This window comes from Nocardia sp. NPDC052566 (genome assembly GCF_044547285.1).
In the GTDB taxonomy this organism is placed as follows: Bacteria; Actinomycetota; Actinomycetes; order Mycobacteriales; family Mycobacteriaceae; genus Nocardia.
In genome coordinates, this window is record NZ_JBIUAF010000005.1 from 633,654 (window position 1) to 655,694 (window position 22,041).

The following is a 22,041-nucleotide window of genomic DNA, read 5'->3' on the forward strand; positions in this document are numbered from 1 at the left end:
GATCCTCGCACAGCGCCATGGGGCAGGTGCGCCAATGGCGCAATCGCGCCGTGTCGCGTTGGCGCTATTTATCGGCCACGCTGTTGCCCGGCCAAAAAATGCGCTGTGTCCCTTGTCGATTCGTACAGGTTCCGATAGTGCGAGTAATACTGCCCGTACGCCGCGAAGCGCTCCCGATCGGGGTCGACCGTGGCGATGATCGGGTTCCATCCCGACGTGTCGAGGCCCCCGGATTCGGCCGCGAGCAGCGCGTTCCCGAGGCAGGCGCCGATGGTGTCGGCGGGGAGGTGCTGCGGCAGGCCGGTCACATCGGACACGATCCGCGTCCACAGTCCGCCCTTGGTGCCGCCGCCGACCGCGACCAGGCGCGGGGCGGGCCCGCCCGCCTGGGCCATCGTCTCCAGATTGTGCCGCACACCGTAGGCGATCCCTTCGAGCACGGCGCGATACAGTTCGGCGCGCCCGTGGGCGAGGGTGAGCCCGGCGACGATGCCGCGTGCGTGCGGATCGAACAGCGGTGTGCGTTCACCGGCGAAGTAGGGCAGCAGGAGCAGGCCGCGGCTGCCCGGCGGCACCTCGGCGGCCTCGGTGAGCAGCTCGCTGAAATCGCCGCCGACGAGTTTGCGCAGCCACTCGGTCACCGCGCCCGAGGTCGCCATGCCCGCGGCCACCGTGTAGCTGCCCGGCCAGGTGCCACACGTGCCCCAGAGTCCGGGATGCGGCCGCAGATCGGTGAGCACCTGCACCAGGAACATGGTGGTGCCGTACATGACCATCGCGTCGCCCGGCGCGCGGACACCGACACTGGCCGCCTCGGCCCACGCGTCGATGGTGCCGGTGGTCACCGGCAGCCCGGCCGGAAGTCCCGTCGCGGCCGCCGCTTCCGTGGTGACCCGGCCGACTATCTCAGTGGGCCAGGCCAATTCGGGTAGCGCAAGTCCGGGCGCGACGTGATACGCCCAGTCGGCGGCCCAGGTCCGCATGCGCAGGTCGTAGAGCGGAACGCATTGGCTCGCCGACTGATGGTCGAGCACGTATCTGCCGGTGAGCCGGTGCACCAGAAAGGAACTCGCCATCAGGAACATGCGGGTCTTCGCGACCACCTGTGGTTCGTGCCTGACCAGCCAGCGCAGCTTCGGGCCGACGGCCTGGCTGGTGAGTGGGGAGCCCGACCTGGCCAGGATGTTGTGCGGGCCCAATTCGGCGTTGAGCTCGGCGATTTCCACGGTCGCCCTGGTGTCGACGCCGTACAGGATCGCCGGGCGCAGCGGCTGCCCGCTCGCGTCGGCGGGCAGCAGGCACGGGCCTATCCCGCTGACGGCCAGCGCGTCGACCTGCTCGCCCTCGTCCGGCGCCTTGTCCAGCAACTCGCGGGTGACGGCGAGGAAGTCGGCCCACCAGACGGTCTCCGCGTCGTGCTCGACCCAGCCGGGCTGTGGCGTCGAGACCTCGTGCGCGCGTTCGGCTTTGGCGACGACGCTGCCGTCGGCGCGCACCAGCACGCCCTTGGAGCTCGCGGTGCCGATATCGATGCCGAGGAACATCAGCGTGCGAACTCGTCGAGGGTGACGCCGAGCAACTCGCACGCCGCCCGCACGGTGGCGCGGTGGTCGCCGGGTACCGCGTGGATGTGGTTGGCGCCGAAGCGGGACAGGAAATCCTCCGCGCGCGCGTCCAATCGGGCGAAGGCGTGCGGCCACTCCCAGGTCGACTGCTTCATCAGCGATTCGTTCGTCGCGTCGTCGTAGTTCTCGAATTCGCCGAGCATCAGCTGCATTCGGTAGTCGCCGTCCTTGCGGGTGAGCCGCGCCAGCGTCATCTGTCCCGGCGCGGCGAGGTGGTGCACGGAGGCGCCGCCTGCGGGGAAGAAGAACACCTCGGGATACAGGTGCACCTTGGCCAGATTCTCCGCCGGTTCGTCGCTGCGCGCGGCGAACCACGTGGCGTGCTGACCGGAATTGCACAGATCCCAGATATCGCGGTCGGCGTGATAGTGGCGCACGTCCGCGAAAAGCACCGGGGTGTGGGCGATCTGCTTGAGCAGCTGCATGGTGAGCGCGCCGTCCATATCGGCTTCGGTGGCGCAGACATGCGTCGGTTTGGGGCCGTTCCAGTCGTACGGATCGTTGAGGATGGCCTCGGTGATATCCATGGTGGCGAAGTACTGGGTGAGTTCGGGCTGGCCCTTGATACCGGAGAAGTCCAGCCGCCAGTCCGAAATCAGCTCGCGCACCGCGAGATACGAGCTGATCTGGCGCTCCAGCAGTTCCGGGGTGAGTTTGACGCCGTCGTAGTGCACACCGGCGGCGTGATGTTCGAGCCACTGGCGGGCGGCCTTCACCTCGGTGGCGTCGGCGAGTTCGGCGCGGCGCACGATCTCCCACTGATCGATCTCCTCGACATCGATGCCGAAGAGCCGCTGCCACTGATCGGTATTGGCGACCGCCGTGTTCATGCCCATCGGGCGGCCGCCGAACCGGCCGAAAGTGCTACCGCGCAAACCGGATACGGCCGCCGCGGCGGTGGCGCGCACGCCGATCGCCGCGATCAGCTCCGGATCGGCGGGATCACCCCACAGCCTGGTGTGCGCCCGCCCGATCTGATCGAGCGCACCACCCGCCGCCAGCATGCCGACCATGCCGGGCTGCACCGGATCGATATTCGACAACAGCAGCAGCGGGCCGGGCGTCGCACCCGCCGCGAGCATGGTGAAGTGCGGAAACGCCCACACCGCGTAGTGCAGTACGGTCAGGTCGACACCCGCGGCGGCGACCTGACGGGCCACCGAACTGGCAAGTGCGTTGTCGCTGAGCGGTTCCGCGCCGCGTACCACCTCGTGCCCGGCCGTGGCCAGCGCGGCGACGAGCCGATCCTCGGTGGCACTGATGAAGTCCGCGATCCCCCCGTGCACATAGTCGCGACCGTCGGAAACGCTGATAACGCCGATACGGGCCATGCCGGTCCCTCCCCGCAGGTGGGTGGTCGGATTCTCGACTCGCTCAACAGATACCAGCCGCGCGCGGCCCACAGGCGCGATTCTCCGGAAATCGTCACCGGCCCGCGCGCGTCACGGCGTGCCCATCGCGACCAGCTCGGCGGTCCGGTCGTGCAGCTTGCGCGCGGCATCGACATCGAAGTCCTTGCCCGCCAGCCGAAGCCGAGTCTTGCGCCGGAACGCGGCGAGCGGTTCGGCGGGCGGGTGATCGATCAGGGCGCTGATCGGGACGATGGCCTTGCGCACCGGCTGTCCGATGACCGCCGCCACCGCATTGGTGAGAACGCGCTGAGCGGTGGGCAGCGGTTCCGCCATCGCGGTGCGCACCATGAGCGGGTTGTAGAGCACGTATCGGGTGCGTGCTCGCGGATGGCGTTGCGGAAAGGCGACGCCGAGCAGATCAATGCAGCGCGAGGCCTGGAACGCCGCCCGATGCCCGCTGTAGCCCTCGCGCAATTGCAGGTCGTCCCAGGAGATGGTGCCCGGCATTCCACCGGGGCCACCGATATTCATGATGACCGGCGCGTCGGCGCGTTCGAGTGCGTCGAAGAGGCCGTGGCCGAATACGTACCGGCTGAGATAGGACAGGGCGAAGGTGTATTCGAGGCCGTCCTCGGTCTCCTCGCGCCGGGGGCGGAAGCGTTGCGTGCCGAACACCACGCCGTCCACCACCTCGGTCTCGGCCGCGATATCGGCCAGTGCCCGGTGCATTCCGGTGAGTGTGCTGAGGTCGGCGCGCAGGAAGACGGCGCGGTCGGCGGCGCCGAGCCCGGCCGCGTCGGCCAGAAATGCCTCGCCCTTGCGCGCGGTGCTCGCGACGGCGATGACGCGGTCGCCGCGTTCGAGATAGTGCAGGCCGAGCCCCTTGCCCATGCCGTCGGTGCCGCCGGTGATCACGAGTGTTCGCATCGAATCGCTTCTCCTCGAAGGTGTTTCGTACTGGTCACCGGCCGGTGCATTCGAGGTTAGGAAGCCGTTCCCGGCTAAGTCAACATTTGGTGACTTAGGATGACTTCATGGCCGACACCGCTCGCCGCCGCGATCGCGCGGCCACCCGGTCCGCACTGCTCGACGCGGCCCGAATCCGCTTCGCCCGGTATGGATTCGATGCCGTCGGCGTCCGGGATATCGCCGCCGACGCCGGGGTCGATCCCGCGCTGGTGTTCCGCTACTTCGGCTCCAAGAAGCGCCTGTACGCCGAGGCGATCCGGGTCGAGATACCGAAAGGTGTTACCGCCGACCGGCATCGGCCGGTGGTCTCGATCGCCGATGCGATGCTGCGCGATGTGGTGTTCGACGAGTGGCCCGAATTCGGGGGCGAACACCCGCTGTTGGCGATGTTGCGCTCGGCGGGCCACGAGGGTGTCCGTGACGACCTGCGCACCCAGCTGTGCGAGGGCTATCTCGGCGACATCGCCGAGCGGCTCCCGGTCGACGATCGGCAGCTGCGCGCCGAATTGATCGGTGCGCTGCTGCTCGGTATGGGCGTCATGCGGTCGGTGGTCGGGTCACCCGCGTTGACCGAGGCGTCGTTCGACCGGACCCGGACCCTGGTCGCTCGCATGGTGGGCGCGCTGAGCGGCGACGTCAGCGCGGAACGTCGATTCCGGCACGGGGATTCGGGAAGGTGAGCGGCGCCAGGCGCACGCCGCCCTGGCCCCAGCCCGCGCTGGTGATCCACCAGCGGCCGTCGTGCTGTACGAGTTCGGCGGCGTGGGCGGCGATATGGCCGACCTTGTCGCCGATGCGGAAGCGAAAGGGGTTGTCGCTGCGGAAGACATCGGTGCCGACGTAGCGGGGGCGCGGGCCGATGAACAGGTACCAGGAGCTGCCGTGGCGGACGACGTACGGTGACTCGGTGTTGCCCGCCTCGGTGCCGACGGTGGGGTCGGTGTAGGCGATATGGCGCTCACCCCAGTGCACGAGATCGCTGCTGAGGCGGTAGGCGACCACGTGGTGCCCGCCGTGCGCCGCGCTCGTCGCGCAGTAGTACATCACCCATTTCTCGCCGATGCGCAGCACCATCGGATCGCGTGCGTCGTAGCCGTCGCGGAACAGCGGTCCCCTCGGGTGACGGGTCCAGTGCCACAGGTCTTTCGAGGTCGCGAGATTGATCGCCGCCCTGGTGCGATCCGCGCCGCCGCCGGCGTAGAACATGAAATGCCGTCCGCCGGAGGTGATCACGAACGGCGCCCACAGGTGCGTCTCGCCGTACTCCTCGTCGACGGTCAGCACGGCGGCGCGCTTGCGCCATGGGCCGTGGAGGTCGGTGGCGGTCGCATGGGCGAACTCGATTTCATGGAAGGGATCGGCGGGCTCCGGATGGGTGATCCCGAACAGGTGCCATCCGCCGTCCTCGGCCCGGACGAGGGTGTGGTCGTTGATGTACCACTCGCGATCGGCACCGGCGCTGGGGTCGTAGACCTTGGCGAACGCCCCCGCTCGCACCACTTCCCGCGTCACCATACCGACCATCATCCCGCCCCACCCGCACTCCGTTCGCGACTCGCCCACCCCCCGCGGCGCCCTTCCTCGCGCGCGAATTCAACCTGCGTGCGGCAGCGGACGTTATCCCCAGCCGGGTGGTTCTTCGCGCGGGAGTTGCGTACTTCGCGCGGGTGATCAGGGGTGCGAGGTTGCCAACTCACGCGCGAGGACGGGGTCCGCGCGGCGGGGTTGGTGCGCGGAGCGGGGGAGTTGTCCACAGATGCGGAGGGAGGGGTAGCGGTGGGGGCGGGGGGTTGGGAGAGTTCAGGGGTGGACGGGGATGGGGTGGTTCGGCGGGCGGAGGCGCTGGCGGCGGGGTTCAGTGACGCGGAGCTGCAGCGGTTTGTGGCACGCGGCACGTTCGAACGGATTCGGCCGGGGGCGTACTGTCGCGCGGGTGTGCTCGCGGATCTCGGGGTCGAGGGACGGCACGCCCTCGGGGTGCGCGCGACCGCAGCGGTGGTCGGGAAGGGATGCGCGGCGAGCTATGAGTCCGCCGCGGTGTTGCTGGGGCTCGAGTTGTGGCGGGCCGACTTCCGGCGTTCCCACTTCACCGTTTCCCGATCGGGCGGCGGCCGCCGGACTGCTCGACTGCATCTGCACGCTGCCGCGTTCGATCCGGACGAGGTCGTCGAGGTCGATGGTATTCCGGTTCTCGGGCCGACGCGCACCGTCATCGATCTGGCGAGGTCCTTGCCGTTCGAAGAGGCCGTCGTGGTCGGGGACGCCGCCGTGCGTAAATACGACCTCCGCCATGAGGATCTGCATTCGGCCCTGGCACGTCGGCCGCATCGGCCCGGTGCGGCACAGGCCCGCCGAGTGATCGACTTCCTGGACGGGCGGAGCGAGAGCGTCGGCGAATCCCGCAGTAGGGTCCGGATGAGTCGCCACCACCTGCCTACTCCCGTCCCCCAGTACACCGTCCTCGACGCACAGGGAAAGTTCGTAGCACGCGTCGACTTCTACCTCCCGGACCACGGTGTGATCGGCGAATTCGACGGCGCTGCCAAATACGGCCGACTCCTGAAGCCGGGCCAAACCCCAGGAAACGTTGTCTACCAGGAAAAGCTACGCGAGGACCGCCTCCGCGACCTCGGCTACGAAATTGTCCGCTGGACCTGGTCCGACCTGGACACCTTCCACCACGTCGCCACCCGCTTCCACCGCGCCATGGCCCGCGCCCACCGTTGAACTCCGCCAGTGGACTTCGCGCGCGAATTGCGATCCTTGCGCGCGTGATCGGGGCTGTGAAGATGGGAACTCGCGTGCGAAGACGAGCGAGGGAACCCAGGGGGGAGCGGGAGCTAGTGGGGGCGGGCGGTGGTGAGGCGGCGGCGGAGGGTGGCTCGGCCGAAGCGGGAGTCGGTGAAGTGGGAGCCGTAGACGCCTAGGGCGAGAACGCCCGTGACGAGGATGATTACGCCCGGTAGCCAGTCGATGTGCCAGAAGGCGGCGACTACGCCGCTGAGGGAGCTGAACAGGGCGAGTGGCTTGATGGCCTCGTCGGTGATGTTCGAACGCACCGAGGGATCGTTGGTTTGCAGGTCGCCGAGCAGGATCAGCACGGCGAGCAGCGGCAGCGCGACGGCGAAACCGATCACGGAGATCTTGCCCGCGATATCGAGCGGATCGGCGGTCAGGAAGCCTTGGAGGATGACGACCCCGATGGCGATCATGCCGCCGTACATGAGGTTGTTCTGTTTGGCCCAGCTCTGCCGCTCCGCAGGTGTGGCCAGCTGTTCGTAGTTCTCTTCCTCAGCCATGCAGGCGACCCTACTGGACTTTCGCTCAGCTTCCGGGTGTGCTGAGACGTCCTGGTGACCGAGACGGCACGTACGCGCCACCCCGCTGCCCAGGAACCCGGCGCGGTCGCGGCACCGGCCGGTGCATGGTCACCGTCGACGGTGACGCCGGGGCTGGTCTGGCCTGCGGAGGTGTCCGGGCGGGTGGTACTCGACGACGTGCGCAGGCTCGCCGACCGGCCGGGATCGATCGCGCACAAGCGACCGAAACCCGCTCATCGGCAATGGATCCGGCGGACCATGGACGAATGAACTCCCGGACCCTTCCGGTGCACGACCTGCTATATCCGATCGGTATCAGCGGCACCGAATTCCAGTACACCCCAGCTCCTTTCACCGGCGACACCCCCGCCGAATCCCGTCCGGAATCCGGCCTATCGCGCCTGATCGCACCGCGCCTGTCCCGCTGCACCTCTCGGCTCGCGCGCATCGCCGAGGGCGAGCATTCCTGGGCGGGGCGTCCGGTCATGGACAGCTATCACACCGTGTGGTTCGAGTTGCACGAAGACCTGATCGGGCGGTGCGGCCCGATCCGGGCCGATGAGGCAGCGGCGGGCCGGGCGCACTGACGATCATGTATACCGATAGTGCCCAACGGCGATGGGTGGAATTCGCCGAAATCGATAATGCCCGCGATCTGGGCGGGCTTCCGGTAATCAGCGGTGGGACCACGCGTTTCGGCGTTGTCTACCGATCGAGCACGCCGCAGCAGCTCAGCGAGGCGGACCTGGGGTTGCTCGTCGGCCGGCTCGGGCTGCGCACGGTGGTCGACCTGCGCAACCCGGACGAGGCCGAGCGGGAAGGCCACGGCAGGCTCGTCGGCACCGCGGTGCGGTTGGTGAATCTGCCGGTGCGCAAGGCGGATCAGGCCGAGGCCAATCCGGCGGAGCTGGTGCCGGGCGGACACGAAGACGATCTCATCGGCCTGTATCGCGATCTGCTCACCGGCAGTACCGCTTCCATGGTGTCCGCGGTGCGCCTGATCGCCGACGTCGACCATCATTCGGTCGTCTTCCATTGCGCCGCGGGCAAAGACCGGACCGGCATCATGGCCGCGATGCTGCTCGACGCGGTCGGTGTGCCCGCCGAGGCCATCGCCGCCGACTACGGCCTCACCGCCGAACGCATGGAACGCATCCGCACCCGCCTCGACGCGCTGCCCTCCTACCACGGGCTGCCGCCACTGAGTACCGGGATCCTCGCGGTGCACCCGGAAGTCATCGTCGACTTCCTGACCGATTTGCACAGCACGCACGGGGGCGCGGATCAATGGCTGCTCGCCAACGGCCTGACCACGGATGAGCTGACCCGGCTCCGTGAAGTGCTGATCGACCGCTGACCCGATCCGCCGGATGGGGCCGTGCTGCGAGCGCTCGGCGACAACGCAACGGGCCCCGGGGCAGCTCAGCGGGGTGCGTATACGCGGCGCTGCTCGGCTGAGCGGACACTTTTCGTTCCGATCGGCTCGATTCGAGTGGAAATCGGCGAAGAGTGTCCGTGCGGCAGAGGAACAGGCCCTAGTCGCCCGTGCCGAACCAGTCCAGGGTCTGCCCGTGCGGGCCGGTATAGGCGAGGGGAATACCGTTGCGGGCCAGGATGAATTGGCGGCGGGATTCGATGGCGGCGTTCGGCGGGACGGGGCGGTCGAAGGGGATGATCTCGTTGCCCTCGTTGGTGATCCAGGTGCAGCGCAGGGCGCGCATGGTGTCCAGGAATCGGATGCGCGCTTCGGGGTCGAGGTAGAGCAGGACGGCACTGCCGAAGACGATGACGTGGGCGTCGCGCGGTGCGGCGTGCACCAGGTCTGCGATGGTGTCGTTGAGGTCGCCCGCGACCAGGTGTGGCGGGTCCTGCCGGGCGATGGCGACCGCGCCGCGCAGGCGCTCGAGGCGGTCCTGCTGTTCGGGCCAGACGAGGCATTCGAGCCAGCGCATGTCGTCGGCGTCGGTGACATCGAGCGGATCGAGGTCGACTCCGGCCCGGTACATCACCTGCGGAAGGGTTTCCGGGATCGGTGGGTGGCCAGAGGTCGTGCAGGTCAGCACCACCGGAGACGGGCCGCCGTCGGGGTCGATGGCGGCGCTGTCGTAGCGGTAGCTGTATCGGTCCGGGTACAGGCACAGTCCGGCGGAGGCGCCGATCTCGATGAGCGCCACCGGCGCACCGGAATTCATCGCCAGGGCGGGCAAGAGCGTTGCCGCGCGGCCCGCCTCGTTGGTCTGCGTGCGATGGGTCATCGCGATCTCGCTGACCTCGGGCCATTTGGCGCTCAACCAGTCCCTGAACTCGGGAAACGGCCCGAGCGGGACACCGAGGTAGCGCGCCGCGCCGAGGATCAGATTCGGCTGCCGCTTGGCCTCCGGCAGCTGGTCGATGAGTGCGAGCAGCTCAGGGGCGTCGGCGATGCCGTGGCACCACTGCTCGTACAGCGGCGAATAATCGCGCGTCTCGAGCTCGGCGAATCGACGGTAGCGGTGCGCGGTATCCATGGCACGACAGTACGACTGCGCTTACGCCAGGGCGGGTCGGCGTTCGGGTGCGTAGCGTGTGCGGGATGACGCTGTCGGTGCAGGAGCGGCTGGAGATCGCCGAATTGATCGCGTGGCATGGGCATCTCGTGGACGCGGGTGAGCTCGATCGGATGGACGAGCTGTGCACCGAGGACGTGATCTACGACCTGACGGACTTCGGTGCGGGTGTGCTGCAAGGGATTCCGGCCTTGCGGGCGGCCGCCGACGCGCTCGGCGACGCCAATCCGGTGGGGCATCACGTCACGAACGTGATCGTCACCGAGATCGATGGTGCGATCGTGGTCCGGTCCAAGGGAATCGGTGTCAACGCCGACGGAACCTGCGCGAGCGTTGTCTACCGCGACGTGGTCGTCAGCACGGGGAACGGGTGGCGCATCGCCCATCGCACCGTCACCGCACGCCGTGCACCGCTCGGCCGCTGAGATCCGAGATCTGCCACCCGCTCGATAGGGTCGCCGCCCACCCCGATCCCGCAGGCCGAGTGGCTTCCGATCCCGGCTACCGATTGCCTTGGTGCGTCCCGACTGTGGCGCCGCACGTCGGCAGGGGCGGCCACACCACCATTTGCGGTGTGCGGGGGCTCGGGCGTTGCTATCGTCTCGGCTTGTCGGGTACGTACGGCGCGCACGTGGCGCCGGTGTGCCGGTGGAAGGGCAGGGTTCGGTGGGGCCGGAGAAGGAACGGGCGGCCGTCGCGGCGGAGGCTGCGGATGCCGCGGTGATTCCGGGGGAAGTACCCGATGTGGTTGCGCCCGATGCGGATCGGGCTCCCGTTATCGAGGTCGACGACGAGGAGCGGCCGGCACGGGTATTGAGCGGCTGGACCGAGCGCGCCGTCGCGACGGCGGCGTTCGCGGTGGCGATTCTGGTGCTGTGGCAGGTGTTCCGGCCGCTGGCGCAGGGGAGTCAGTACTACCTGGTGGTGTTCCTCGCGGGCACGTTGCCGGTGGTATTCCTCGCGTACCGGTCCGGTGTGCGGTGGCTGGATCGGGGTGAGCTACCCGGCGTCTTCGACTGGGTGCTCGCGGTCGTCGCGGTGTTCGTATGCCTATATCCGGTGCTGCCGTGGGCAATCGGCTCGGGTGGCGGCGGATACAACGCCTTCCTGGATCGGCAGGGACTGTTGGATCCGATGGACGTCGTCATGGGCGCCGTGCTGCTCGTGCTCATCCTCGAGGCCTGCCGCCGCACGACGGGCTGGGTGCTCCCGGCGGTCTGCCTGGTCTTCCTCGCCTACGGCTACTACGGCGGGCTGTTACCGCAACAGTGGACGATCGCCCACGCCGGACTGGATTTCGGTCAGATCGTCGACGCGCTCTACAACTCGGGCAGCGGGTTCTACGGCACCCCACTGGATGTCGCGGCGACCTACATCGTGCTGTTCACACTCTACGGCGCGGTACTCGAATTCTCCGGCGCCGCACAGTTCTTCGTCGACCTGTCGGTCTCCGCCTTCCGCAGGTCGCGCACCGCGGCCGGACGCACAACGGTCGCTTCGGGTTTCCTGCTCGGTACGGTCTCGGGCTCCGGCACCGCGACCGCCGTCAGCGTCGGCGCGGTGACCTGGCCGATCCTCAAACGCGCGGGCTATCCGCCCGAGCAGGCGGGCGGCATGCTCGCCGCCGCGGGCGTCGGCGCCATCCTGTCCCCGCCGACGCTCGGTGTCGCCGCCTTCATCGTCGCCGAATACCTCGACGTCTCCTACGTGACGGTGCTCGGCTGGGCGATGATCCCCACGCTGCTCTACTACCTCGGGATCCTGCTCGCGGTGGAGATCGATGCGCGCAGGCTCGGCACCAGACCGGTCGATATCGCGAGCACGTCGATCTGGCGGCTGCTCGCCCGGTTCGGCTACCACTTCCTGTCGCTGATCGCGATCGTTGTGCTGTTGCTGATCGGGGTGAGCGCCACCCGCGCGGTCGTGTACGCCACCGCGCTCGCGTTCGCACTCACCTTCTTGGACAAGCGAACTCGCACGGCCGGGTTATCGCCGCGCCGGGTGTTCTACGCGCTCGGCAGTGGCGTGCGCTCGGCGCTGCCGGTGGTCGCGGTCTGTGCCTCGGCGGGTGTGATCACCGCGATGACCACCAAGACCGGTCTCGGTGCGCAGCTCGCCGCGCTGCTGGTGCGCGCGGCAAAGGCGTTGTCCGACAACCACACCGTGGTGCTGGCGGCCACGGTGGTGTTCGCGGCCGTCGCGCTGGCGCTGCTCGGTCTCGCGGTGCCGGTGACCGCGTCGTTCATCATCGGCTGGGCGATCATCGGCCCCGCGCTGCTCGCACTCGAGGTGCCGCCGCCCGCCGCGGCCATGTTCGTCTTCTACTACTCGGTGCTGTCGGAGGTGACGCCGCCGACCGCACTGGCCGCCGTCGGCGCCGCGGCGATCACCGGCGCGCGCACCGTCGCGACGATGTGGCAGGCGCTGAAGTACGCGCTGCCCGCGTTCCTGGTGCCGGTGGTGTTCGTGCTCACCGGCCCCGGCGAATACCTGCTCGGCCACGGCCCGATCCTCGGCGTGCTGTGGACGACCGCGGTGGCCTGCCTCGGCGTCGGCGCGCTCGCGGCCGCCACCGGCGGCTGGATTCTCGGTGTCGGCCCGGCCAGGGCGCCCGCGCGGATGCTCGCGGGCTTCGGCGGGCTGATGCTGCTGTACCTGGAACCGGGGGCGCTGATCGCGGGCATCGCCGCGCTCGCCGCCGCCGTCGGGATCACTCTGCTCGATCGAAGGAGGACGACATGAGAAGAGTTGTGAAGGTAGCCGCCGTAGCACTATTGGCGGTGGGGTTGATCGCGGGCTGTGGGGGACGCCGTGACGCCCCGAAGAGCGACGCGGGCGCGCAGGTGAGTTGTGAGGTGAAGCAGGACACCAGGATCGGCATCGCCACCGGCAACGCGACCGGTGTGTACTTCGCCCTCGGCAATGCCTACGCCGACCAGATCTCGCAGGCGACCGACGGCAAGGTGAAGGCGACCGCCGCCGAAACCGGTGCGTCCGTGCAGAATATCCAGCAGCTGGTGGCCGGCAACTATCAGGTCGCCTTCTCCCTCGCCGACAGCGCCGCCGACGCCGTGCTAGGCACGGGCGGCTTCGACGGCAAAAAGCAACCGGTGCAAGCACTCTCGCGGCTGTACCCCAATTACACCCAGGTGATCGTGCGCAACGGGGCCGGCATCAAATCGGTCGCGGATATGCGCGGTAAGCGGGTCTCCACCGGTTCGCCGAAATCCGGCACCGAGGTGATCGCGCAGCGTGTACTGCAAGCCGCGGGCCTGAATCCCGACGGCGACATCTCGGCCCAGCGCCTGGATCTCACCAAAACTGTCGACGGTATGAAGGACGGCTCGATCGACGCCATGTTCTTCTCCGGCGGCCTGCCGACCCCCGGCATCACCGACCTGTTCACTTCGGCCAAGGACAAGGTCGCCTTCCTCGACATCACCGACCAGCTCGCCGGCATGAAGAAGATCAGCCCCGTCTACGAGGCGGGCACCATCCCGGCCGCCACCTACGGCCTGACCGCCGACGCGAAAACCATCGTCGTCCCCAACGTGCTGCTCGTCCGCGACGATGTCGACGCCAACCTGGCCTGCGTCCTCACCAAAACCCTCTTCGACCGCAAACCCCAACTGGAACAGGCCAACTCCGCCGCCAAGGGCATCACCCGCGAGAACGCCCGCAACACCGACCCGGTACCCCTGAACCGCGGCGCCCTCTACTTCCTGAACAAGTAGCACGGCAACTGCTCGCCGACGGCGAATCCGAGGATGCCGAGCGCGACTGTGCGCAAACCTACTTCGCACGCAAACGTGACCTTCGTGCGTGATGGCACCCACTGCAATTCGCGCATGACCACGGCAGCTTGCACCCTCTTCGCGCGGGATGTGCTCCTCGCATCGCGATTGCGCGCCCACTGCGGTTCGAGCGCGGCGATCCGGACTTGCGTGTCGCGGCCCTCGTGATTGGGTCAGGCGGTTGTGAGGGCGGTGGTCAGTGCGCGGGCGGCAGCGAGGGTGGCGGTGATGTATTCGGCGCGTTCGGGTTTGGTGGTCGAGGTGCGGAGTGGGCCGAGCTGGACCTCGTAGGCGGCGGTGCCGGTGGGGGCGAAAACCGGGGCGGCGAGGTAGGCGAGGGGGAGGGCTGCGTCGGAGTCCAGTTCGGCCTTGGTGAACGGGCGTGCGGTGAGTGTGGCGAGTTGGCGGAGGGCGCGGGTGCGTAGCTGAGGTTGGGGAAGTTCGGTTCCCATTGCGCTGAGTAGATCGGCGAGTAGTTCGACGGTGCCCGCGTCGTCGGCGCGCGGGCGGAAGACGGCGATGCCGCGATCGCGGACCAGCGAGAGCAGCGAACCCGCTGTGCGGCGGTCGGATTCGGGTGCGGTGTTGAGCCAGGTGTTCTGCTCGGCGGCGCTGCGCCACGGCATCACGCTCGCGCCCGCCGGGAATTGCAGTGGAATGCGGTGTCCGACCGGGATTCCCGGAACGACGCGGTCGGTGCCGTGCCGGACGTCGAGCACGGTGAGGCGGTCCGGCTCGATCCGGCTGAGCGTCGCGCCGCATCCGGTGCGTTCGGTGAGTGTTTCGAGGATGTCACCGACACTGCTCGGCAAGACGGGTCCGCGCAGCCCGGCCAGTGCGTGCCCGAGTCCGTAGCCGCGGTTCGGATCGCGCAGTACCCAACCGGCCGCATCCAATTCGGCCAGAATCGCGGTCGCGGTGGCGCGCGCGATATCGAGCCGATCGGCGATGGCGGCCACGCTGATCGGCTCGGGTGTCGCGGCGAGCAGCGAGACGATATCGATGACCCGGCGCGTGGGCGGCGACGGTGAGCGCTCGGCAACCAGCAGCGGTTCCGGCGTCGGTCGGTGCATGGCGAACCCCTTGTGTGCGGTGGGTGAACGACTCTACGATGACGAATATTACGACAGTTGACGTCGGATATTCGACAACGTGTGTGCGGGCGAGGAGTCGCCGAGCGTCGTCGCCGATTCGACGGCCGCACCCGGTCGGCTCCGCCGACCCGACGACTCAGGACGCGGCACGATGAGGGAGCACGAATGATCCTGGACAGATTCCGCATAGACGGTCAGGTCGCCGTCGTCACCGGCGCGGGCCGCGGCCTGGGCGCCGCGATCGCGGTCGCGTTCGCCGAGGCGGGTGCGGATGTGGTGATCGCCGCACGCACCGAGAGCCAGCTGGACGAGGTGGCCGAACGGGTCGCCGCGGCCGGCAAGCGCGCCCACACCGTCGCCGCCGACCTGAGCGACCCGGACGCGACCGCCGCGCTGGCCGCCACCGCCGTCGACCAGTTCGGCCGTCTCGACATCGTGGTCAACAATGTCGGCGGCGCGATGCCGTGCCCCCTGCTCGACACCACCCCCGACGCACTCGTGCAGGCGTTCAACTTCAACGTCACCAACGCGCACGCCCTGATCCGCGCGGCCGTCCCGCGCATCATCGACACCGCGGGCGGCGGCTCGATCGTCAACATCACCTCGACCATGGGCAGGCTGCCCGGTCGCGCTTTCGCCGCCTACGGCACCGCGAAAGCCGCACTCGCGCACTACACTAGGCTCGCGGCGCTGGATCTGAACCCGCGCATCCGGGTGAATGCCATTGCGCCGGGCTCGATCCTGACCTCCGCGCTGGAGATCGTCGCGAGCAATGACGCCATGCGCACCGAACTCGAAGCCAAGACCCCGCTGCACACCCTCGGTGATCCCGAGGACATCGCCGCCGCCGCACTATATTTGGTTTCGCCCGCGGGCAGGTACGTCACGGGTAAGGTGCTCGAACCGGACGGTGGCCTCATCGCTCCGAACCTCGACCTCCCGATTCCGGATCTGTGACATGACATATCGCGTAGTGCAATGGGGGACAGGCAATGTCGGCAGACACGCGCTGACCGGCATCATCAACAATCCGGACCTGGACCTGGCCGGTGTATGGGTGTCCGGCCCGGCGAAGGGCGGGGTGGATGCGGGAGTCCTTGCCGGACTGGACCATCCGGTCGGCGTCAGGGCGACCACCGATCCCGACGCCATCCTGGCCGTGAAACCGGACTGCGTCGTCTACTGCTCGATGACCGACAACCGCCTGCTGGAGGCGATCGAGGACCTGCGCTGGCTGCTGTCGGCGGGCATCAATGTGGTGGCGTGCGCGCCGGTGTTCTTCCAGTACCCCTACGGCGTCTTGCCGGACAATCTGCTGAAGCCGATCCAAGAGGCCGCGGCACAGGGCAATTCGTCGCTGTGGGTGAACGGCATCGACCCCGGCTTCGCCAACGATCTCCTGCCGCTTGCGCTCGCGGGCACCTGCCTGCGGGTCGAGCAGCTGCGCTGTATGGAGATCGTCGACTACGCCAGCTACGACAACCGTGAGGTCATGTTCGACATCATGGGTTTCGGCAAACCGCTCGACGAGACGCCGCTGCTGCTGCAGCCGGGCGTCCTGTCGCTGGCCTGGGGCGGCACCGTGCGTCAGCTCGCCGCGGGCATCGGCGTCACGCTGGAGGCGGTCACCGAGACCTACGAGCGGATCCCGGCACCGGAATCGTTCGATATTCTCACCGGTCACATCGCCGAAGGCACCGCCGCCGCACTGCGTTTCGAGGTGCGCGGCACGGTGGGCGGTGAGCCGGTGACGGTGCTGGAGCACGTCACCCGGCTGCGCCCCGACCTGTGCCCCGACTGGCCGCAACCGGCCCATCCCGAGGGCTCCTATCGGGTGGAGCTGACCGGTGACCCGAACTACGCGCTGGACCTGGTCACCTCCAGCGCGCACGGCGACCACAACTACGCGACCCTGCTCGCCACCGGCATGCGCATCGTGAACGCGGTGCCTGCGGTGGTCGAGGCAGCGCCGGGCATCCTGACGGCGCTCGACCTCCCGCTGATCACCCGCCCGGCGGTGCGCCTGCCGTGATCGACGGAACCTACTGTGTCCCAAGGGCTTCGAGTGCCCTGTCGATATCGGTGGCGTCGTTGTAGAGGTGGAAGGCGAAGCGCAATCCGCCATTGCGCGCCGAGGCGATGACACCCGCCTGCTCCAGTCGATCCGCCTCCGCGCCCGCGCCGGGCACCGCGACGATCGCCGAATCGCCCGGCACGGGGTGATAGCCGCGCTCGATCAGCCCGTTGCGGAAGCTCTCGGCCAGTTCGAGGTTGTGCGCCCCGATCTTCTCGACGGTGAGCTCCTCGATCAGTTCGAGGCCGGACACTGCCGCGACGACGCCGAACCAGTCCGGCGTGGCATCGAAGCGACGGGCGGTGGCGGGCAACGCGATCGGGTTGTACAGCTCGGCCCACGCGTCCGCGGCGGCATACCAGCCCGGCCCGACCGGGCGAATGTGCCCGCCCGCCTCCGGCCCGACCGCGAAGAAGGTCACGCTGCGCGCGCCGATCAGCCACTTGAACGTCGCGCCGACCCAGTAGTCGGCATCGGCGAAGCGCAGCGGCAGCCAGCTCGCCGCCTGCGTGGCATCGGCGAGCAGCCGCGCGCCGTTGGCCCTGGTGGCCTCGCGCAGCACCGCCATATCGGTCACCCGGCCGTCGGCCGACTGCACCACGCTGACCACGACGAGCGCCGTCTCCGGCCGCACCTCCGCGGCCAGCCGCTCCAGCGGCACGAAGCGCACGGCGAGATCGCCGCGGTGTACGAAAGGCATGGAGACCGAGGAGAATTCGCCCTCGGCAAGCAGTACTTCGGCGCCCGGCGGCAGCGCCTGCGAGACGGGCGCGATCATGCCTGCCACGTTGGCGCCGAGCGCGATATCGTCGGCGGTCGCGCCGTCGAGCAGCCGGGCGAATCCGGCGCGCAGCTGTGGCACCAGGTGATCGTGGATCATCGGTCCGCCGCGCCCGGCCGCCCAGGTGGTGGTGGCTTCCTGGAGTGCGGCGGTCGCCCTGGCGGGCGGGAGCCCGAACGAGGCGGTGTTGAGGTAGGTGGTTTCCGGGCTGAAGTCGTGCGGCGCAAGGGAAGACATACTCGCAGCATCCGCCGGCCGCCGGGCGCCGTCCAGCGCCAGCGGCCGAATAGTGGACCGAATTCGAGACGGCCCGACCGCCGCGCCCCCCCGACCGGCCGCGGCGCCGAAATGTTCCGTCGATCGAATTCCTAACTGTCCCTTAGGGAAACCGCCCGGAAAACGCTCGGAGCCGGCGTGGCGGCTCGGGCAGAATTCGACGGGTGGAGAATGGGATGAAGCGTGATGCCGATGCGGTCGACGAGGTGCACGACGTCACGGAATTTCGGGATGCGGGTGAATGCCGCCTGACCCCGGTGGTGGAATTGGATGCCGACGCGGCGCTTGCCGTCGTCATCGCTTTGCGCGGTGTCGTTCGTGACGCGCACGGCGCCGATGCCGCCCGCGCGCGGGACGGCGACGGCGTCGTCCGGGCGCAGAGCTTCGAGGAGGGCGACGTCTATCTGCTGGACAAGCCGTTCGACGGCTTCTCCGCCGATCGGTACCTGATGGATTTCGGCGATGTCGGCGATGTCGACTTCTGCGCGCGGATGCACCTGCACACCGGCCCGCGTTTCGTGCGAATAATGACAGGGCCGGACACCAGGATTCGGGTGTGCAGTTTGTCGCCGTTCGATATCGGATACGTCGACGGCGTGACACCGTTCCGGCTGCAGTTGTTCACCGACATATTTCCCGACGGCCCCGACGAGATCGAACTTCCGCGGTACAACGCCATTGTTCCGGAGAATTCCTGGGTCGATATGCAAATACCGCGCGGCGTCTCCCATCAGTTCAACGCACTCGGCCCGTACGCCGTCATCGATTCGATACACCCCGAGGAGTCGATCGAGGTGTTCCGGGAGAAGATGGCCGGACTCCAGATGGCGGCGCAGACCATCTACCTGGCCGAGGAGCTCCCTGCGGCCGACACCTGCGCGAAGTTGCCCGCGCAGGTGTGAGTTCAGGCCGGATGCCTGCGCTGCAGCGTCTCTTTCATCACCTGGGCGCCGCGTTCGACGCGGGCGCGGACCTGTTCGGCGATATCGTGCGGCAGCACGTCGGTGATCCACACCAGCCTGCTGCGCCCGGCCGTATCGCCGAGGACCTGGAAGGACGCGTGGTGGTGGGTCACCGGCAGCCGGAATCCCTCGATCGCCGAATAGGCGAGCCTGCGGTTGCCGTCGTCGACGGTGACGATCAGCTCACGGATCACCGCGCCGCCCGGCATGGTGAGAAACCGGATGTCGCCATCGATCCGGGTATCGAGGACGTACTCCGGCAGCAGGCGCTCGTGTACCGCCCCGATATCGCGCAGCGCGGCCCAGACATGTTCGGGGGCAACGTCGATCAGTGTCTCGTGTCGGATGGTGGCCATTGCCGACGAGCTTACTGGTCGGCCGGTGCTGCCCAGATATTGGACAGCAGTCGGTAGCTCGGTGTGTCGGCGAGCGCCTGCATGGATTCGTAGATGCGGCGGTAGCCGGTGGCGGTGATCCGCCAGCGGCCGTCGTCGTCGCGGCGGTAGGTGTCGGCGTAGTAGCCCGCGCCGCGAATCAGCACGCCGTGCTCGGTGGCGATCACCGTGTCCTCGAAAAGCCAGGAGCCCGAGGCAATCTCGCCGTCCACGGTGATTTCCGGATGGTTCGCCACATGGGTGGTGAGCACCGAGGGGCCGAGGTTGTCGCGCATGAACGCGGTGATCGCGGCGCGCCCGTCGAATTCGAGCGGCTTACCGAGCGCGTGCGTACCGTAGCGGCCGACCGCGTCGACGGCGAGGGTGTCGGCGAACTCGTCCCACTCCTTCAGGTCGAGCGCGCGGAAGTAGCGGTACTTGAGTTGGCGGATGGCTTCGATGGCGGCGAGGTCCATCCCCTGACGATAACCTGTTCTAGTTCTGTCCGGTCGCCTGTCGCGCGAGCCCGTCGAGCACTGCCGCCCGCGCCGCCGGAACTTCGATATCCATGCGCACCGAATCGGGTTCGGTCGCAGCGAAAGTGAAGGTGAAGAACGAACAGCAGCCCGCCTCTTTCGCGGCCAGTTCCCTGGCCGTCGTCTCGTGGGCGCCGTCCAGCTCCAGTCGCAGCAGTGTCGGAGACATCCGCTCGACGTCGCGGACGGCCGCGGCGAACAGATCGGCGAACTCGGCCACGCGCAGCGGCTGATCGGCGGTGGGCAGGGTGCACGCATCCCGCGGCGCCCAGAGGAGATTGTTGTCCGCATCGAGCACGATGGTCACCTCGCGAAGGATATCGACATATATCGAAAGGGTAGCTCCGCCGGGCACGCCGGGCAATCCCGCTTCCGGCCGCTGCTCGCCGAGCGCTTCAATGGGTGCCGTGCGGCGCGATGACAGGGGCGCTGTCGGGCGCGACCACGCGGTAGCGCAGCATCATCTGGTGGTCCTCGTGATCGCCGAGGTGGCAGTGCCACACATAGCCGCGTAGCGGCGCGCCGTGGTGATCCATGGCGAATTCGCGGTCCGGGTCGAAACCGAGTTCGGCCTCGGTGGGGAAGCGCACCAGGATCTTCGTGACCTGGAACGGTGGACAGTGCACGGTGTCCTTCCAGCCGGTCTCGTGCGGTCGTGGACCGGCCATGGCGCCGAGCAGGAACGGTTCGGCATCGGGTGTCCAGCGCACCGCGGGCGGCGGGCTCGGATAGGCCAGTTTGTAAGCGAACGGGTTGTACCCGTGGCGGCCGAGCACCTGGAACCGCACCAGGTGCAGATGCAGTGTGTGCGCGGTTTCGGTGACGTTCACCAGGTTCCACTGCTCGACCGCGCCCTGCTCGGGCATCTCGATATCGTCGGAATCGAAGGTCAGGTTGTTGAGGTTGAACGAAAGTCCTGGCTGACGCGGTTCGAGCGGCTCGTTCATCGTCGCGGTGCGCACCAGGGTGACCTCGTCCCGTGCGATCGGCACCCGGGCCGGTGGCAGGCCGGGCGCACCGCGCAGCACGGCGGGTACCGGAGCGTCGAAGGCCGGGCGCTCGTCGACGGTGAACGACATGACGTTCGGGACCAGGTGCGAACCGTCGGCTTGCGCGAAAATGGTGATCTGCGCGTCGTTTCGGAGTTCGACCCGCTCGCCGGGCGCCATACCGGAGAAGTCGACGAGCAGGTCGTAGCGCTCACCCGGCCCGATCAGCAAGGCGCGCACCTGTTGCGGACGGTCGAGCAGGCCGCGGTCGCTGCCGATCACCCAGAACGGCATGCCGTTGGCGAAGAACACGTGGAAGTCGTTCATGACGGCGGCATTCAGCATCCGGAAGCGGTAGAGCCCGCGACCCACCGTGAGATTCGGCCACGCCTTGCCGTTGACGCACAGCACATCGCCGGCGAACCCACCGCCGCGCAGATTTCGCGGCAGCATCATCGAAAGGTGCACCCGCTGTTCGCCATCCGGGTAGAACAGCTTGTCCTGCAGGATGAGCGGAATCTCGAAGTCGCCGCTCGGCAGGCCGAGCGGATTGTCCGGCAGGCCGGTATCCCATTCGTCGCGCACCCAGTACATGCCCGCCAGACCGGCGTAGATGTTGAGCCGGGTGATGCCGACCGCGTGGTCGTGGTACCAGAGGGTGGCCGCGTCCAGGTCGTTGCCGAAGTCGTAGGCCTGTTCCTGGCCGGGGGTGAAGGTGTGCAGCGGATGGCCGTCGCTGTCCGGGGGATTGGGCCCGCCGTGCAGGTGCACCACGATCCTGGCCTGATGCAGATCCGCCGGTGCGGTGCCGTGCACGTCGAGATCGATATCGCCGGCGAACAGGTGCTCGCCGAGTTCGTTCGCGAAAACCGTTCGGGGCAAGGGTGTTCCGGCCCGCACCTCGATGGTCGGGCCGAGGTGGGCCTGCCCGTCGAAGCCCCAGGAGCGGGCGGCGGGCAGGTCGCGGTGGAACGCGTGACGGCCCTCGCGGATCGCGATGGTGCCGCCGGGCCCGCGGCGCGGCGGTATCGGCAGTTCGTCGGCATAGGGCGCGAGCGGCGGCGAGCGGAAGACCAGTGGGATGCCCGAAATCGTTGGCGGCCACGGTAATTCCGGCTGATCGGCACGCGCGGCCGGTGCCCATGCTGCGGCGAGTGGCGACAGCAGTGCGGCCCGCAGGAAGGTGCGGCGGTGAAGACTGCTCATCGCGCCATCACCGGTGGCGCGCGTGTGCCGGGCGGGAACTGCATGGAACGACGATTTCGGTACTGCGAATGTGGCTGATATCAGTCTATTCGGTGATCGGGTCGCACAGTATCGGTTCCTCGGCGCGGGCGCGTGGAACCTCG

The 22,041-nt window shown here is 68.3% G+C and carries 23 protein-coding genes; 11 read left to right on the forward strand and 12 right to left on the reverse strand.

The genetic code is table 11. From position 1 onward, the window contains the following. Nucleotides 1-68: 68 nt before the first annotated feature. The 3 genes from ACIG5A_RS27745 to ACIG5A_RS27755 form a co-directional block, all read right to left on the reverse strand. Nucleotides 69-1,544: an FGGY-family carbohydrate kinase gene (locus tag ACIG5A_RS27745; protein ID WP_397245117.1), complete on the reverse strand. Its 1,476-nt coding sequence runs from the start codon at nucleotides 1,542-1,544 to the stop codon at nucleotides 69-71. After that, nucleotides 1,544-2,956, reverse strand: a complete 1,413-nt coding sequence (locus tag ACIG5A_RS27750) for an L-fucose/L-arabinose isomerase family protein (protein ID WP_397245119.1) — start codon at nucleotides 2,954-2,956, stop codon at nucleotides 1,544-1,546. Before ACIG5A_RS27750 ends, ACIG5A_RS27745 begins: the two co-directional genes overlap by 1 nt. Nucleotides 2,957-3,067: 111 nt before the next feature. Beyond that, nucleotides 3,068-3,904 carry an SDR family NAD(P)-dependent oxidoreductase gene (locus ACIG5A_RS27755; protein WP_397245121.1) on the reverse strand — a complete coding sequence of 279 codons (837 nt, stop codon included), beginning with the start codon at nucleotides 3,902-3,904 and terminating at the stop codon, nucleotides 3,068-3,070. A 107-nt stretch (nucleotides 3,905-4,011) separates the two neighbouring features. On the opposite strand from ACIG5A_RS27755, the gene ACIG5A_RS27760 reads away from it, so the two are divergent. After that, nucleotides 4,012-4,626: a TetR family transcriptional regulator gene (locus ACIG5A_RS27760; RefSeq protein WP_397245123.1), complete on the forward strand. Its 615-nt coding sequence runs from the start codon at nucleotides 4,012-4,014 to the stop codon at nucleotides 4,624-4,626. Here the strand turns inward: ACIG5A_RS27760 and ACIG5A_RS27765 are convergent. Next, nucleotides 4,583-5,461, reverse strand: a complete 879-nt coding sequence (locus tag ACIG5A_RS27765) for a glycosyl hydrolase family 32 (protein WP_397245125.1) — start codon at nucleotides 5,459-5,461, stop codon at nucleotides 4,583-4,585. The genes ACIG5A_RS27760 and ACIG5A_RS27765 overlap by 44 nt on opposite strands. A gap of 291 nt (nucleotides 5,462-5,752) precedes the next feature. Here ACIG5A_RS27765 and ACIG5A_RS27770 point away from each other — a divergent pair, with 291 nt between their 5' ends. Next, nucleotides 5,753-6,673, forward strand: a complete 921-nt coding sequence (locus ACIG5A_RS27770; RefSeq protein ID WP_397245127.1) for a type IV toxin-antitoxin system AbiEi family antitoxin domain-containing protein — start codon at nucleotides 5,753-5,755, stop codon at nucleotides 6,671-6,673. A gap of 113 nt (nucleotides 6,674-6,786) precedes the next feature. On the opposite strand, the gene ACIG5A_RS27775 is transcribed toward ACIG5A_RS27770, so the two are convergent. Further along, nucleotides 6,787-7,245 carry a hypothetical protein gene (locus tag ACIG5A_RS27775; protein WP_397245129.1) on the reverse strand — a complete coding sequence of 153 codons (459 nt, stop codon included), beginning with the start codon at nucleotides 7,243-7,245 and terminating at the stop codon, nucleotides 6,787-6,789. Between the two features lie 54 nt (nucleotides 7,246-7,299). On the opposite strand from ACIG5A_RS27775, the gene ACIG5A_RS27780 reads away from it, so the two are divergent. Genes ACIG5A_RS27780 through ACIG5A_RS27790 form a run of 3 tightly spaced genes read left to right on the forward strand, consistent with a single transcriptional unit; the run spans nucleotide 7,300 to nucleotide 8,623 of the window. Further along, nucleotides 7,300-7,536 carry a hypothetical protein gene (locus ACIG5A_RS27780; protein ID WP_397245131.1) on the forward strand — a complete coding sequence of 79 codons (237 nt, stop codon included), beginning with the start codon at nucleotides 7,300-7,302 and terminating at the stop codon, nucleotides 7,534-7,536. Beyond that, nucleotides 7,533-7,853: a hypothetical protein gene (locus ACIG5A_RS27785; protein WP_397245133.1), complete on the forward strand. Its 321-nt coding sequence runs from the start codon at nucleotides 7,533-7,535 to the stop codon at nucleotides 7,851-7,853. Before ACIG5A_RS27780 ends, ACIG5A_RS27785 begins: the two co-directional genes overlap by 4 nt. Nucleotides 7,854-7,858: 5 nt before the next feature. Then, the gene (locus tag ACIG5A_RS27790; RefSeq protein ID WP_397245135.1) at nucleotides 7,859-8,623 is read left to right on the forward strand and encodes a tyrosine-protein phosphatase; all 765 of its coding nucleotides are present in this window, start codon (nucleotides 7,859-7,861) and stop codon (nucleotides 8,621-8,623) included. Nucleotides 8,624-8,801: 178 nt separating this feature from the next. On the opposite strand, the gene ACIG5A_RS27795 is transcribed toward ACIG5A_RS27790, so the two are convergent. Then, nucleotides 8,802-9,773, reverse strand: coding sequence for a DUF2332 domain-containing protein (locus ACIG5A_RS27795; RefSeq protein ID WP_397245138.1), 972 nt, complete (start codon nucleotides 9,771-9,773; stop codon nucleotides 8,802-8,804). A gap of 65 nt (nucleotides 9,774-9,838) precedes the next feature. On the opposite strand from ACIG5A_RS27795, the gene ACIG5A_RS27800 reads away from it, so the two are divergent. The 3 genes from ACIG5A_RS27800 to ACIG5A_RS27810 all read left to right on the forward strand — a co-directional run bounded on the left by ACIG5A_RS27800 (nucleotide 9,839) and on the right by ACIG5A_RS27810 (nucleotide 13,546). Beyond that, nucleotides 9,839-10,237: a nuclear transport factor 2 family protein gene (locus ACIG5A_RS27800; protein WP_397245140.1), complete on the forward strand. Its 399-nt coding sequence runs from the start codon at nucleotides 9,839-9,841 to the stop codon at nucleotides 10,235-10,237. A 319-nt stretch (nucleotides 10,238-10,556) separates the two neighbouring features. After that, on the forward strand, nucleotides 10,557-12,554 hold the full coding sequence (locus tag ACIG5A_RS27805; protein ID WP_397245926.1) for a TRAP transporter permease: 1,998 nt from the start codon (nucleotides 10,557-10,559) through the stop codon (nucleotides 12,552-12,554). After that, nucleotides 12,551-13,546, forward strand: coding sequence for a TAXI family TRAP transporter solute-binding subunit (locus ACIG5A_RS27810; protein WP_397245142.1), 996 nt, complete (start codon nucleotides 12,551-12,553; stop codon nucleotides 13,544-13,546). Before ACIG5A_RS27805 ends, ACIG5A_RS27810 begins: the two co-directional genes overlap by 4 nt. Nucleotides 13,547-13,779: 233 nt before the next feature. Here ACIG5A_RS27810 and ACIG5A_RS27815 read toward each other — a convergent pair whose 3' ends face one another. Beyond that, a complete protein-coding gene (locus ACIG5A_RS27815) occupies nucleotides 13,780-14,679 on the reverse strand; it encodes a helix-turn-helix domain-containing protein (protein WP_397245144.1) in 900 nt (299 codons plus the stop codon). A 186-nt stretch (nucleotides 14,680-14,865) separates the two neighbouring features. Between ACIG5A_RS27815 and ACIG5A_RS27820 the strand changes: the two genes are divergently transcribed. Next, a complete protein-coding gene (locus tag ACIG5A_RS27820; RefSeq protein ID WP_397245146.1) occupies nucleotides 14,866-15,657 on the forward strand; it encodes an SDR family oxidoreductase in 792 nt (263 codons plus the stop codon). Nucleotide 15,658: 1 nt separating this feature from the next. Then, on the forward strand, nucleotides 15,659-16,732 hold the full coding sequence (locus ACIG5A_RS27825; protein ID WP_397245148.1) for a diacylglycerol kinase: 1,074 nt from the start codon (nucleotides 15,659-15,661) through the stop codon (nucleotides 16,730-16,732). Nucleotides 16,733-16,742: 10 nt separating this feature from the next. Here ACIG5A_RS27825 and ACIG5A_RS27830 read toward each other — a convergent pair whose 3' ends face one another. Continuing rightward, nucleotides 16,743-17,792 carry an aminotransferase class V-fold PLP-dependent enzyme gene (locus ACIG5A_RS27830; protein WP_397245150.1) on the reverse strand — a complete coding sequence of 350 codons (1,050 nt, stop codon included), beginning with the start codon at nucleotides 17,790-17,792 and terminating at the stop codon, nucleotides 16,743-16,745. Between the two features lie 215 nt (nucleotides 17,793-18,007). Here ACIG5A_RS27830 and ACIG5A_RS27835 point away from each other — a divergent pair, with 215 nt between their 5' ends. Further along, nucleotides 18,008-18,733 carry a hypothetical protein gene (locus ACIG5A_RS27835; RefSeq protein WP_397245152.1) on the forward strand — a complete coding sequence of 242 codons (726 nt, stop codon included), beginning with the start codon at nucleotides 18,008-18,010 and terminating at the stop codon, nucleotides 18,731-18,733. Nucleotides 18,734-18,735: 2 nt separating this feature from the next. On the opposite strand, the gene ACIG5A_RS27840 is transcribed toward ACIG5A_RS27835, so the two are convergent. From ACIG5A_RS27840 to ACIG5A_RS27855, 4 genes are all read right to left on the reverse strand, one after another. Continuing rightward, the gene (locus tag ACIG5A_RS27840) at nucleotides 18,736-19,149 is read right to left on the reverse strand and encodes an SRPBCC family protein (RefSeq protein WP_397245154.1); all 414 of its coding nucleotides are present in this window, start codon (nucleotides 19,147-19,149) and stop codon (nucleotides 18,736-18,738) included. Nucleotides 19,150-19,160: 11 nt separating this feature from the next. Next, on the reverse strand, nucleotides 19,161-19,643 hold the full coding sequence (locus ACIG5A_RS27845; protein ID WP_397245156.1) for a nuclear transport factor 2 family protein: 483 nt from the start codon (nucleotides 19,641-19,643) through the stop codon (nucleotides 19,161-19,163). A gap of 19 nt (nucleotides 19,644-19,662) precedes the next feature. Next, on the reverse strand, nucleotides 19,663-20,010 hold the full coding sequence (locus ACIG5A_RS27850; RefSeq protein WP_397245158.1) for a hypothetical protein: 348 nt from the start codon (nucleotides 20,008-20,010) through the stop codon (nucleotides 19,663-19,665). Nucleotides 20,011-20,098: 88 nt separating this feature from the next. After that, nucleotides 20,099-21,898, reverse strand: a complete 1,800-nt coding sequence (locus ACIG5A_RS27855) for a multicopper oxidase family protein (RefSeq protein ID WP_397245160.1) — start codon at nucleotides 21,896-21,898, stop codon at nucleotides 20,099-20,101. Between the last annotated feature and the right edge of the window lie 143 nt (nucleotides 21,899-22,041).

What these genes read in the sequence shown, in the direction of transcription:
- ACIG5A_RS27825 (WP_397245148.1), top strand. Translation starts at nt 15,659, where the DNA reads ATGACATATCGCGTAGTGCAATGGGGGACAGGCAATGTCGGCAGACAC.
- ACIG5A_RS27815 (WP_397245144.1), bottom strand. Translation starts at nt 14,679, where the DNA reads ATGCACCGACCGACGCCGGAACCGCTGCTGGTTGCCGAGCGCTCACCG.
- ACIG5A_RS27840 (WP_397245154.1), bottom strand. Translation starts at nt 19,149, where the DNA reads ATGGCCACCATCCGACACGAGACACTGATCGACGTTGCCCCCGAACAT.
- ACIG5A_RS27750 (WP_397245119.1), bottom strand. Translation starts at nt 2,956, where the DNA reads ATGGCCCGTATCGGCGTTATCAGCGTTTCCGACGGTCGCGACTATGTG.
- ACIG5A_RS27790 (WP_397245135.1), top strand. Translation starts at nt 7,859, where the DNA reads ATGTATACCGATAGTGCCCAACGGCGATGGGTGGAATTCGCCGAAATC.
- ACIG5A_RS27830 (WP_397245150.1), bottom strand. Translation starts at nt 17,792, where the DNA reads ATGTCTTCCCTTGCGCCGCACGACTTCAGCCCGGAAACCACCTACCTC.
- ACIG5A_RS27820 (WP_397245146.1), top strand. Translation starts at nt 14,866, where the DNA reads ATGATCCTGGACAGATTCCGCATAGACGGTCAGGTCGCCGTCGTCACC.
- ACIG5A_RS27765 (WP_397245125.1), bottom strand. Translation starts at nt 5,461, where the DNA reads ATGGTGACGCGGGAAGTGGTGCGAGCGGGGGCGTTCGCCAAGGTCTAC.
- ACIG5A_RS27845 (WP_397245156.1), bottom strand. Translation starts at nt 19,643, where the DNA reads ATGGACCTCGCCGCCATCGAAGCCATCCGCCAACTCAAGTACCGCTAC.
- ACIG5A_RS27795 (WP_397245138.1), bottom strand. Translation starts at nt 9,773, where the DNA reads ATGGATACCGCGCACCGCTACCGTCGATTCGCCGAGCTCGAGACGCGC.
- ACIG5A_RS27835 (WP_397245152.1), top strand. Translation starts at nt 18,008, where the DNA reads ATGAAGCGTGATGCCGATGCGGTCGACGAGGTGCACGACGTCACGGAA.
- ACIG5A_RS27855 (WP_397245160.1), bottom strand. Translation starts at nt 21,898, where the DNA reads ATGAGCAGTCTTCACCGCCGCACCTTCCTGCGGGCCGCACTGCTGTCG.
- ACIG5A_RS27745 (WP_397245117.1), bottom strand. Translation starts at nt 1,544, where the DNA reads ATGTTCCTCGGCATCGATATCGGCACCGCGAGCTCCAAGGGCGTGCTG.
- ACIG5A_RS27775 (WP_397245129.1), bottom strand. Translation starts at nt 7,245, where the DNA reads ATGGCTGAGGAAGAGAACTACGAACAGCTGGCCACACCTGCGGAGCGG.
- ACIG5A_RS27755 (WP_397245121.1), bottom strand. Translation starts at nt 3,904, where the DNA reads ATGCGAACACTCGTGATCACCGGCGGCACCGACGGCATGGGCAAGGGG.
- ACIG5A_RS27800 (WP_397245140.1), top strand. Translation starts at nt 9,839, where the DNA reads ATGACGCTGTCGGTGCAGGAGCGGCTGGAGATCGCCGAATTGATCGCG.
- ACIG5A_RS27785 (WP_397245133.1), top strand. Translation starts at nt 7,533, where the DNA reads ATGAACTCCCGGACCCTTCCGGTGCACGACCTGCTATATCCGATCGGT.
- ACIG5A_RS27810 (WP_397245142.1), top strand. Translation starts at nt 12,551, where the DNA reads ATGAGAAGAGTTGTGAAGGTAGCCGCCGTAGCACTATTGGCGGTGGGG.
- ACIG5A_RS27760 (WP_397245123.1), top strand. Translation starts at nt 4,012, where the DNA reads ATGGCCGACACCGCTCGCCGCCGCGATCGCGCGGCCACCCGGTCCGCA.